We start from the raw sequence: 11,198 nt of genomic DNA, 5'->3' as shown, positions 1-11,198 counted from the left end.
GCGGCGCCCCTCGTCGAGGCCGAATAATTGGCCCGATCCTTGCTGTTGTTTCCCGGACTGATAGGCTCGCCCGAGCGCGGCCATTCCGGAGGACGCATGGCAGAGTTCGGTCACCATCGCGGTCTCCCATCGGCCAAGGCGCCGCGGCGCCAGCTGTCGGTCGGCTTCGTGCTCCTGCCCAATTTCACGCTGATCGCCTTTTCGGCGATCATGGACCTGTTGCGGCTGGCCGCCGACGAGGGCGACCGGAGCCGGCCGGAACGCTGTTCCTGGAGCGTTCTGGCGCCCGATCTCAGCCCGATCGCGGCGAGCTGCGGCCTGCAGGTCCTGCCCTGGGAGACCTTCGACCGGCCCGAGCGTTTCGACTATATCGTCGTGGTCGGCGGCCTGATCGACCGCGGCACGACCTATCATCCCAAGACGCTGGATTTCCTGCGCCAGGCGGCGGCCAAGGGGGTTTCGATCGCCGGCGTCTGCACCGGCAGCTTCGCGCTCGCGGAAGCCCAGCTCATGCGCGGCCGCAAGTGCTGCGTCAGCTGGTACCACCTGCCCGACCTGATCGACCGTTATGGCGACATGGTGCCGGTGGCCGACCAGCTGTTCGTCGAGGACGGCCCGTTCATCACCTGCGCGGGCGGCCTTGCGGCGCTCGATCTCGGCGCCTGGATGGTCGAGCGGCACCTGGGTCCCGGCCGCGCGCAGAAGAGCCTGCACATCATGGTGACCGACAAGGCCCGGCCCGCGGCCGGCGCCCAGCCGCAACCGCCGAGCGCCGGCGCGGTCGACGATACCAGGGTGCGCCGCGCCATGCTGCTGATCGAGCAGAATCTCAGCACGCCGCAGAAGGTCGACGATATCGCCCATACGGTCGGCCTGTCGAAACGCCAGCTGGAGCGGGTCTTTCGCAAGGTCGTCGGCAAGAGCATCCAGGAGTTCTCGCGCGACCTCCGGGTGTTCTACGGCCTGTGGCTGCTGGCCAATTCCGACAAGACCATCACCATCGTCGCGACCGAAAGCGGCTTTTCCGACATCTCGCATTTCAACCGGCTGTTCCGGGCGACCTTCGGCTGCGCGCCTTCGGTCATCCGCCGGGAGGGACCGGAGGCCATGAAGGCGCTGATCCGGCGTTGGCAGGCGACGCAGACCAGCCCGGTGCCGGCCAAGCTCGCCACCATGGACGCGCCGCTGCCCGAGTGGACGGCCGCGATCGACCCGCCCGGCCCGGCATCGGGCGCATCCCGACCCGAGGCCGATCTGGCAACGCCGGGCTTCCTGCAGCGTGAGCGGCGCCCCTATATCTGAGCGCCGGCGCGCATCGCCGGCGCATCGTCCCGGCCAGGTTTCGAACCAGCGACATGTCAAGCGATCGCGCGGCCGGCGTTGAGACGGCGCGGCGCCTGAGGTCACCGGCATTGCCGCCGATCGATGCGACGCGGTCGCCCCGCCCCTTGCCCAAAATCTCGACGAAATGCCGCAAGCACGTGCTGCCGCACGGCCGCCGATGGCTGCGGAACGTCTGAAATTTCAGCTTGACTTCGATATGAAATAGCTTTTTTCTAAAGCTAATTAAGAATGATAATTCGACTATGAGGAGGATGCGCATGTTGGCGCAGCAGATCGTCAACGGATCGATGCTGGGAAGCATCTACGTGCTCGTCGCGGTGGCTTTCACCATTGCCATCGGCATCCTCAATTTCCTGAATTTCTCGATCCCCGGCCTGTTCATGCTGGGCGGCATGGTCAGCTGGGCCATGCTGGCCGCCGGCTGGCACTGGTCGGCCGCGATCATCACCGCGCTTTGCGCCGCCGCGGCGGTGGCGCTGCTGGTGGAACGGCTGTCCTACCGCCTGATGGCCGAGGGCGACCCGGAGATCCCGCTGGTCAGTTCGCTCGGCTTCCTGGTGCTCCTGGAAAACCTGGTGCTGATCCGCTTCGGCTCCGACCAGCAGTCGTTTCCAGCCCTCATCCCCGATTTCAACATCCGCGCCGCGGGCCTGGTCATCGGCGGAGCGCAGCTCGTCAGCCTTTTGGTCGCGGTCGCGCTGGTGGCGGGCTTGTCGGTGTTCCTGAAGGCCACCAGCACCGGCCGGCGGATCCGCGCCATCGCCGAGAGCCGCGAAACCGCGACCGTGCTCGGCGTCAACGTCTCGCGGCTGATCCCGCAGGTCTTCGTGTTCTCGGCGGTGTTCACCGCCATGGGCGGCATACTCTTCGCGATGAACTACCAGCAGGCCTCGCCCTTCATGGGCGAGGTGGTCGGGTTCAAGGGCGTCGCCGCCATGATCATCGGCGGCATGGGCAGCATCTGGGGCGCCATCCTCGGCGGCATGATCATTGGCCTCGCCGAGGTCCTTTCGATCCATTTCCTCGGTGCCAACATGGTCAATATCACCGTCTACGGCCTGCTCCTGGTCATCCTGATCATCCGGCCGCAAGGCCTGCTCGGCGCCAGCCTGACGCGGGAGAAGCTGTGATGACCAGTTATCAGCTCGGCATCCTGGTCATCCTGTCGTTCAACATCATCGCGGCCTATGCGGTCTACCTGCCGCTGGCCGCCGGCCAGCTCAATCTCGGCATTGCCGGCTTCATGGCGATCGGCGCCTATGCCGCCGCCTATCTCACCAATGAATTCGACTGGTCGGTGGCCTTCGCCATCCCGACCGGCGGCCTCCTGGCCGGGCTCATCGCGCTGATCGTCGCCGTGCCGGTGCTGCGCACCCATGGCATCTACCTGGCGCTCGCCACCTTCGCGCTCGGCCAGCTGATCGCGGCGGTCTTCCTCAATGTCGAGGCGGTCGGCGCGGCCGCCGGCTATCCGGTCAGCACCTATGTCGGCGCACCCTGGGTGATCGCCGCCGCGGTGGTGATCGTGCTGGTCGTCTTCCTGATCTCGCGCACCCGTTTCGCGCTCTACCTGACCGCGGTGAAGAGCGATGTCGTCGTCGCCGACCTGCTCGGCCTCAACGTCCGCGGCCTGCAGGTCGCCGGCTTCACCATCGGGGCGGTCATCGCCGGCATCGGCGGCGGCTTCTACGCCCATCATTTCAGCTTCGTCGAGGCGCAACATTTCAGCGTGCTGCTGAGCGTCTATACCGCGCTCTACGTGCTGCTCGGCGGCACCCAGACGGTCTGGGGTCCGCTGGTCGGCGCCGCCTTCTTCACGCTCCTGCCGGAACTCCTGCGCACCAGTTCGCAATGGCGTTACGCGGCCTTCGCCGCCCTCATCATCCTGATCATGGCGGCAAGGCCCCAAGGGCTCGTCACCGCCAACCTGTTCCACCGCTTCAGGCGCCGGGCGGGAGACGCGTCATGACGGCTTCCTCCCAACCCGTCCTGTCGGTCGCCGGGCTGTCGAAATCGTTCAACGCGCTCAAGGTCGTGCGTGATCTGAGCTTCGATGTCCGGCGCGGCGAGGCGACCGCGCTGATCGGCCCGAACGGCGCCGGCAAGACCACCGTGTTCAACCTGATCAGCGGCGTCTATGGCGTCACCGGCGGGCGGATCGCGGTCGACGGCCGCGACATCACCGACGTGCCGTCGCGCCAGCGCATCCGCCTCGGCCTGTCGCGCAGCTTCCAGAACGTCCGGCTGATGGCGCATCTCTCGGTCATCGAGAACCTCTTGGTCGGCCAGCACGTGCAGACCCGGGGCTTGCGCGACCTCGCCTCGCCGTTCCGGCTGTTCCCCCGCCACCGGTGGCGGCGCGAGGCCGTCGCGGCGCTGGAAGAGTGGGGTCTCGAGCGCTTCGCCGACGCACCGGTGAGCGCGCTCTCCTATGGCGTGCGCAAACGCGTCGACCTGGTGCGCGCGACGCTCGCCAAGCCAACCCTGCTGCTGCTCGACGAACCCGCCGCCGGGCTCAACCCGAGCGAGACGGTGACCTTGCGCGACCATCTCGTCGCGCTGAAGGCGCGTGGCGTGACGCTGCTGGTGGTCGAGCACGACATGCATTTCGTCGACAGCCTCTGCGACCACGTCGTGGTGCTGAACTTCGGCGAAAAGATCGCCGAGGGCTCGCTTGCCGACATCCAGCGCGAGCCGAAAGTCCGCGAGGCCTATCTCGGCGCGACGGGAGGGGTTTGAACCATGGTGCTTCTCGAGGTCGCCGACCTGACCGTCGACTATGGCCGCGTCCGCGCGCTGTCGGGCGTTTCGCTCACCGTGCGCGACGGCGAGGTCGCCACCGTTCTCGGCGCCAATGGCGCGGGCAAGAGCACGCTCCTGCGCGCGATGATCGGCACCGCCAAGCCGACCACCGGCAGCCTGCGTTTTGCCGGCACCGACATCACCCGCCTGCCGACCCATGGCCGGCTCGCCCAGGGCATCGTGCTGGTGCCGGAAGGCCGGCGCATCCTGATCTCGCTGACCATCGAGGACAACCTCCGGCTCGGCGCTCATCTGCGCCGCGACGGCGTGGCCGTCAGGCGCGAGATCGAGATGATCTACGAGCGCTTTCCGAACCTCGCCGAGCGCCGGTCGATGCTCGCTTCCTGCCTGTCGGGCGGCGAGCAGCAGATGCTGGCGATCGGCCGAGCGCTGCTCGCCAAGCCGCGCCTGATGATGCTGGACGAACCTTCGCTCGGCCTGTCGCCCTTGTTCGTCGAACGGCTGTTCGACTTGCTCGCCGAGCTCAACCGCGACGGCCTGACCATCCTGCTGGTGGAGCAGAACACCGGCAAGGCGCTGGCCGCGGCCGACAGCGCCACCGTGCTCGAACTCGGCCGCGTGCTGATGGCCGGCGATCCGCGCCAGCTGGCCGCCGATCCGGCCCTGCAGGCAGCCTATCTCGGCGCGGCCAAGCCCGCCCCGAACGCCCTTACCCCAAGCTGAGCTCCGACCACGAGAGGAACCGAACCGTGCAGACACGTCGTCAAGTTTTAGCCGCCGGCGCGGGTTTTGCGCTGATGTCGCGGGCGCAAGCCGCCGGACCGCAGGAGCTGATCCTCGGTTATTCCATGGCCAAGACCGGCCCCTATGTCAGCCTCGCCGCGGCCAATGAGGTCGCGGTCGATTTCGCCGTCGACGAGATCAACGCCGCCGGCGGGATCAACGGCAAACGCCTGAAGGTGGTCAAGTTCGACACCGGCGGCGAGCCGCGCCAGGCCCAGCTCGCAGTGCGCCAGCTGGCCGAGGACGGCAAGGCGCTGGCGATTATCGGGCCGTTCTCGTCGAGCGAGGTCCGGGTCGCCTTCCCGGCCGGCGACCGTGCCGGCATCACGCAGATGTCGATGGCCTCGTCCGCCCCGAGCCTGGCCAAGGGCTTTCGCTTCGCCTTCCGCAACACCACCGACGAAGGCCAGGTGATCGACCAGGTGCTGGCCGCGATCAAAGCGAAAGGCCTCGCTGCCGGTTCGAGCGCGATCGCCTTCGCCTCCGACGACACGGTGTCGAAGTCGATCGGCATCACCGTGCTGCCGACCTTGCTGCCGAAACACGGCGTGCCGATCCTCGGCTCGGTCGATTTTCAGCTGAACGCCTTCGACCTGTCGCCGCAGGTGTCGCGGCTCGCCCAGATGAAACCCGACATCGTCGGCCTCGGCGCGCCGCCCGAGGGCGCCATCAACCTTGCCAAGGAACTGCGCCGGCAAGGCGTCAGCACGCGGGTGATCGGCGGCACCACCATTGCCGATCCCGACCTGCCGGCCCGCATGGACGGCGCCGGCGAGACCATGACCATCGGCACGACCTTCTTCCGCGACGTCGACCAGCGCACCCGTACCTTCGCCGAGGACTTCGCCAAGCGGGCCAAGGCCGCGGGTCTCGCACGCACCGAGCCGAACCAGTTCGACGCCTCGGTCTACGACATCGTCTACCTCTATGCCGAGGCGATGAAGCTCGCCAAGGTGACCGGCGATCCGGCCAGGGCGGCCGAGGAGCGGGTGCAGATCCGCGATGCCCTGCGCGCGCTGAAGAACTATCCGGCGCTGGAAGGGCCGATCAGCTTCGATGCCGACGGCGACGCCATCAAGCCGGTCTATGTCATCGAGGTGAAGGGCGGAAAATGGGTCCTGCTCGACAAGCGCACGGCAGCCTGAGGCGCCGGCGGCGGGGCACCGTCCCGCCGTCCCACACCCACAAGCGGACATCCAGCATGACCTCGTCGAACCTGCCTTTTGTCGTCAAGCGCCAGCAGCGCTCCAGCGCCGAGATCTTCCGGATCGACCATGCCGTGATCGCCGGCTGGACCGGCCGCGATCCGGCGGCGCGGGAAAAACATATCGCCGAGCTGGAAGCGCTCGGCGTCAAGCGGCCGGCGACCACGCCGGTCTATTACCGCGTGGCTTCGAGCCGGCTCACCATCGACGACCGGATCGAGGTTTCCGGCCGGGCGTCGAGCGGCGAGGTCGAGTTCATGCTGCTGCGCAGCGGCGGCGTCACCTATGTCGGTGTCGGCTCCGACCATACCGACCGGCAGGTCGAGACCTATGACGTCACCGTCTCCAAGCAAATGTGCGAGAAGCCGGTGGCGCCCGAGCTCTGGCTGTTCGACGACGTGGCGGATCATTGGGACCGGCTGACCTTGCGCTCCTGGGCCACCATCGACGGCACCCGCGCGCTCTATCAGGAAGGCCCGGTCGATACGATGCTGGCGCCAGACGCCGTCATCGGCGGCTATCTGAACGGGGCACCCTTGCCCGAGGGCACCGCGATGTTCGGCGGCACGCTGGCCGCGCGCGGCGGCATTCGCCCGGCCGACCGCTTCGACTTCGAGATCGAGGATCCGGTGCTCGGCCGCCGCATCCGGCATGGCTACGAAGTCATTGCCCTGCCGCTGGCCTGATCCCGGCACGGCATCGTGACCGATGGCCCGCATGACGACCGCGAAGGGCGGCCGGCGCCGCCGCCCGCAGCGCCCTCATGCAATGATCTCGCTTATGCCGAGATCAAGCATCGGGTGATCACCTGCGTCTACCGGCCCGGCGAATGCCTGAGCGAGGCGGCGGTCAGCGCCGAGCTCGGTTATGGCCGGACCCCGGTGCACCAGGCCTTCATCCGGCTGAAGCGCGACGGCCTGGTCGACGTGCTGGCGCGCAAGGGCATCCTGGTCCGCCCGATCAGCCTGGACGAGGTGCTGGATATCGCCAGCGTCCGCCTGGTCAACGAGACCTATTGCGTGCGCCTGGCGGTGGAACGGGCGACGCCGCGGGATATCGCCGAGCTCGAGCAGAATGTCACGCAAGCCGGCGAGGCCGCGCGGGCCTGCGACATCGCCCGGCTCATGCTGCTCGACCGCCGGTTCCACCAGGTGATCGCCACCGGCGCAGGCAACCCGATCCTGGCCGAGGTGCTGGCGCATCTGCACGACCGGTCGCTGCGCGTCTGGTTCATGTCGCTGCGCGACGCCGAGCACCACCGCCGCGTCATCGAGGAGCACCACGCCATTGTCGCGGCGATGCGGGCGCGCAACCCCGATGCCGCCGAACAGGCGATGCGCGCCCATATCGCGGGCTATCGCGGCAATATCATCCGGCAGTTGTGAAGGCGGGCGGCGGACGAGATCCCCGTCGCCGCCCTTTTTCGTCATGGCCAGCCTTCGGCCGGCCGTCCACGCATGCCTTGACCCGCGGAAGCCGTGGATGGCCGTGACAAGCACGGCCAGGACGAAGTGAAACCGACCGCGCCACAGAAAAAGGCCCGCCACGACATGCGTGACGGGCCTTGTCGCTTGCGCGGTCCGGCAGCCGGCTCAGGCCGGATCGAAATAGTGGATCTCGAGCAGAAGGCAGCCGGCCTCCGACTTGAACGGGCCGTGGAAGGCGCCGGGCGGGCGGCAGGCATAGGTGAAGGGCTGGAACGGCGTGCCGCCCTTGCCGGCCTCGTCATTGCCGACCGTCAGGTCGCCCGACACCAGGAACACCTCTTCCCAATAGTCGTGAACGAAGGGTTTGGTGGTGAAGGTGCCGGCATCGAATTTCAACAGCCGCGTGCGGCTGCCCAGGCGGTTCGGCTCGTCGAGCGCCCCCGAGAGAACCTTCTGCTTGATGCCCGAGGGATAGCCCTCGGGGACCTCCCAGCCGGCGGTCATGTCGAGGGTGTGGAATTCGTCGTGCAGCTTGTTGATGGCCATGCTCGGCTCCCTGGAAGACGGTTTCTGGTGGTCAGGCGGCGGGGGCTTCGGCGAGCCCGGGAACTTCGTCGCCGAGCGCATAGCCATCGAGCATCAGGTTGAGCGCGCGATCGGCCCGGGCCCAGTCGTAGCTGCGGAAGGAATGACCCTTGGTGACGAAGGTCGCACCGGCGTAGAACATCTCGTATTGGGTGTGGCGCGAGGCGAATTCCGAACCGACCGCGTCCCAGGCGAGCTTGTAGAACTTCACCTTGTCGACGGCACTTGCCGCCGGCGACTGCTGGGTCTTCCCGATCAGGCCGGCAAGCTCCGGGTTCCGGAAGTCCTCAACCGACGACGGCAGCATGATCATGCCGCCGCCGGCGAGCTCGCGGAGCGTCGTCATCACCTTGGGATAGAGCTGCTGGGTCAGGGTCTGCGCCGCGTAGAGCGTATGGGTGTGCGGCACGAAATAGGCCCCGCGCTGCGATCCCTGCACCTCCATGCAGGCGACCAGCGCATCGACCATGCCGACCTCGGCCGCCAGCTGTCCGAGCGTCTCGCGCACCTGCGGGAAATTGACCACGCCGTTCATCTCGGCGGTGCGCCGGGCGATGCCGGTCAGGAAGCGCAGCTTCACCGCCAGGCGGATCATCGCCTGGTAGTTCTGATAGACATGGGCAGGCGTCGCGTGGAACTGCTTCTGGCACATCTCGACATTGTCGACGACGAAGACCCGGTCCCACGGCACCTTGACGTCGTCGAAATAGAGCACCGCGTCATTCTCGTCGAAGCGGCTCGACAAGGGGTTGTCGAACACCGAGGGCGCGGCCGCCTCATAGGACTTGCGCGACAGGATCTTCAGACCCTTGGTGTTCATCGGAATGGCGAAGGAATAGGCGTATTTCTCTTCGCCCGGCTGCAGCGGCTGGATGATGGTGACCAGCACTTCATTGGCCATGATGCCGCCGGTCGCCAGCATCTTGGCGCCGCGCACCGTGATGCCCTCGCGGTCGCGGTCGACCACGCCGGCGGCCAGGAACTCGCTCTTCTGCTGGGCCGCGCTCTTCGAGCGGTCGGCCTGCGGATTGATGATGACATAGGTCAGGTAGAGGTCGTTGTCGCGGGCGTAGCGGTAATAGTCGGCAAGGGCCGCCGCGCGCTTGGGGTCATAGGCCTCGAACACCTCGAGGCCCATATACATGCCGGCGATGCAGGAGGCGACGTGGTCGGGCGCGCGCCCCATGAAGCCGCCATGCAGTTCGGTCCAGGCCTCCAGCGCCTTGCGCCTGACGACCAGTTCCTCATAGGACCCGGGCAATTGCCAGATGCGGTTCGCCCTGACGCCCGAATCCGGCGCCACGAAGGTCATCAGGTCCTGGTTGGCGGGTGCCGCGTGGAAGTCGAACAGCTTGCCGGTCGACCTGACCGCATTGCGATAGGCCGGATGGCTGGTGACATCATTGACCCGCCTGCCGTCGATATAGACCTCGCGGCCATCGCGCAGCGACGCGATATGGTCTTTCCCGTTCTTCATCATGACATGACCTCCCTGAGGCAAAATGATCCGGTCGTTGCGGATGGTTCGGCTGGCTAGTAGTGGATCGGCAGCGGCCAGAGCGGCGCCCGCTCGCCCTCGCCATCGACGCCGTGATATTTGCCGCGAAAGAACAGCAGCGGCTGGGTTTCGAGGTCGGCCGGCGTCGAGAAGCGAATGACCTTGCCGACGAAGATGACGTGGTCGCCGCCGTCGTAATGGGCATAGGGTTCGCATTCGAAATGGGCGAGCGCACCGTGCAGCAAGGGCGCTTCGGCGTGACCCGGCGCCGAGGCGACCGCGGCCCATTTGTCGGCCTGCGCCCGGGCGAACTGGTTGGACAGATGTTCCTGCCCCCGGCTCAGAATGTTCACCGCATAGCCCCTGGCGACGAGCATGGCCGGCAGGCTCAAAGCCTTGCGGTCGGCGCTGAACAGGATCAGCGGCGGATCGATCGACACCGAATTGAACGAACTCATGGTCAGCCCGATGGCCTCGCCGGCGCCGCCATGGGCCGTGACGATGGCAACCCCGGTGGCGAACTGGCCGAGCGCGCGGCGAAACGCGCGGGCATCGAAAGCCGCAGCGCCTGACGACGCCGACAGATGGGATCCAGCTTCGTTGGCCATGGAAAGTATCTTTGTTAATTAGCTTATAAAGAAAGCTATCTTGATCAAGCATTCACTGTCAAGTGGCTTCGCGACGACCGCCATCGGAGGCGTAACGCCCTGTGAACGCTGCATTTCCCGACAGTACGGCCGAGGCGCCAGGCAATGGCAGGCGCCGGCCCGCGGCGGCACCGGCCAGCCGCGTGGGCCGCATCGGCGGGCTATCCGCGGTGTTGACCGTGCCGAAACTGCGCTATAGGTGGCGCCGTCGTGTCACTGTCCCAGGCCGACGCGCGGCATCCGGCGCGAGCGAGGACGAGCGGGACAACGACGATGAAATGCGGAGGGCGGCCGGGCGGTCGGACATGGCGAGAAAGCTCTCAGCGACGCATGAGATTGCGCCCCAAAAAGACTTGGCACCTCCGGCCGGGCGGCCCCTGACCGTGTCCAGACCGGAATTGCTCAGGGACGGCTCCGACAAGGCCTTTCGCCACTTCGTCCACGATACGCTGGCCTTTTCGGCGCGGATCCAGGAGGTGCGCGGCCGGCTCGGCGGGCTGATCGGCCTGACCAGCACGCAATATACCATCCTGATCACCATTGCCCATCTGCACGGGCCGGCCGGCGTCGGCATCAATGCGGTTGCCGAGCACGTGCACCTGAGCGGCGCCTTCGTGACCATCGAGGTCAACAAGCTGGTGGCCAGGAAGCTCGTGTCCAAGGAGACCAGCCTGGAGGATCGCCGCCGGGTCAACCTGACCATCACGGCCAAGGCGCGCGCCCTGCTCGACGAGCTGACCGTGGTGCAGGCACCGGTCAACGACGCCCTGTTCGCCGACCTGACCGCGGAAGAATTCGATATGTTGCGCGCGATCATGACCCGGCTGGTCGACACCGCCGACCGGTCGCTGCACCTGTTCGGCTTCCTGGCGCCGGATGGGCGGGGAACCGACTTCACCTGAGGGCGAAGCACATGATCGACCGGCGCGCACCGGCGCGCCGGTGA

12 protein-coding genes are annotated in these 11,198 nt (G+C 67.0%); 9 read left to right on the top strand and 3 right to left on the bottom strand.

The genetic code is table 11. The annotated features are described in order from the left end of the window. The first annotated feature begins 96 nt into the window (after positions 1-96). The 8 genes from E8M01_RS14200 (at position 97) to E8M01_RS14165 (ending at position 7,480) form a co-directional block, all read left to right on the top strand. Positions 97-1,302 carry a GlxA family transcriptional regulator gene (locus E8M01_RS14200; RefSeq protein WP_136960708.1) on the top strand — a complete coding sequence of 402 codons (1,206 nt, stop codon included), beginning with the start codon at positions 97-99 and terminating at the stop codon, positions 1,300-1,302. Positions 1,303-1,601: 299 nt separating this feature from the next. Further along, positions 1,602-2,474 carry a branched-chain amino acid ABC transporter permease gene (locus E8M01_RS14195; protein ID WP_136960707.1) on the top strand — a complete coding sequence of 291 codons (873 nt, stop codon included), beginning with the start codon at positions 1,602-1,604 and terminating at the stop codon, positions 2,472-2,474. Beyond that, positions 2,474-3,313: a branched-chain amino acid ABC transporter permease gene (locus E8M01_RS14190; RefSeq protein ID WP_136960706.1), complete on the top strand. Its 840-nt coding sequence runs from the start codon at positions 2,474-2,476 to the stop codon at positions 3,311-3,313. Before E8M01_RS14195 ends, E8M01_RS14190 begins: the two co-directional genes overlap by 1 nt. Further along, positions 3,310-4,083: an ABC transporter ATP-binding protein gene (locus E8M01_RS14185; RefSeq protein WP_136960705.1), complete on the top strand. Its 774-nt coding sequence runs from the start codon at positions 3,310-3,312 to the stop codon at positions 4,081-4,083. Before E8M01_RS14190 ends, E8M01_RS14185 begins: the two co-directional genes overlap by 4 nt. Before the next feature lie 3 nt (positions 4,084-4,086). After that, positions 4,087-4,830, top strand: coding sequence for an ABC transporter ATP-binding protein (locus E8M01_RS14180; protein ID WP_136960704.1), 744 nt, complete (start codon positions 4,087-4,089; stop codon positions 4,828-4,830). 26 nt (positions 4,831-4,856) lie between these two features. After that, positions 4,857-6,035, top strand: coding sequence for an ABC transporter substrate-binding protein (locus E8M01_RS14175; RefSeq protein WP_136960703.1), 1,179 nt, complete (start codon positions 4,857-4,859; stop codon positions 6,033-6,035). 56 nt (positions 6,036-6,091) lie between these two features. After that, positions 6,092-6,781: a DUF2848 domain-containing protein gene (locus tag E8M01_RS14170; protein ID WP_136960702.1), complete on the top strand. Its 690-nt coding sequence runs from the start codon at positions 6,092-6,094 to the stop codon at positions 6,779-6,781. A gap of 15 nt (positions 6,782-6,796) precedes the next feature. Next, a complete protein-coding gene (locus tag E8M01_RS14165) occupies positions 6,797-7,480 on the top strand; it encodes a GntR family transcriptional regulator (RefSeq protein ID WP_136960701.1) in 684 nt (227 codons plus the stop codon). Positions 7,481-7,687: 207 nt separating this feature from the next. On the opposite strand, the gene E8M01_RS14160 is transcribed toward E8M01_RS14165, so the two are convergent. From E8M01_RS14160 to E8M01_RS14150, 3 genes are read right to left on the bottom strand one after another with little or no spacing between them, the layout of a single operon-like run. Next, on the bottom strand, positions 7,688-8,068 hold the full coding sequence (locus E8M01_RS14160; protein ID WP_136960700.1) for a cupin domain-containing protein: 381 nt from the start codon (positions 8,066-8,068) through the stop codon (positions 7,688-7,690). A gap of 31 nt (positions 8,069-8,099) precedes the next feature. After that, entirely contained in the window at positions 8,100-9,587 is a 1,488-nt protein-coding gene (locus E8M01_RS14155; RefSeq protein ID WP_136960699.1) for a 4-hydroxyphenylacetate 3-hydroxylase family protein, read from the bottom strand. A 53-nt stretch (positions 9,588-9,640) separates the two neighbouring features. Continuing rightward, positions 9,641-10,213, bottom strand: a complete 573-nt coding sequence (locus E8M01_RS14150) for a flavin reductase family protein (RefSeq protein WP_136960698.1) — start codon at positions 10,211-10,213, stop codon at positions 9,641-9,643. 422 nt (positions 10,214-10,635) lie between these two features. Between E8M01_RS14150 and E8M01_RS14145 the strand changes: the two genes are divergently transcribed. After that, complete coding sequence (locus E8M01_RS14145; RefSeq protein ID WP_246088730.1) at positions 10,636-11,154, top strand: MarR family winged helix-turn-helix transcriptional regulator; 519 nt, start codon at positions 10,636-10,638, stop codon at positions 11,152-11,154. Positions 11,155-11,198 lie beyond the last annotated feature (44 nt).

It is taken from the genome of Phreatobacter stygius (genome assembly GCF_005144885.1).
Classification (GTDB): domain Bacteria; phylum Pseudomonadota; class Alphaproteobacteria; order Rhizobiales; family Phreatobacteraceae; genus Phreatobacter; species Phreatobacter stygius.
Note: the sequence above shows the minus strand (reverse complement) of the source record. Positions and strands in the feature narration are given on the sequence as shown.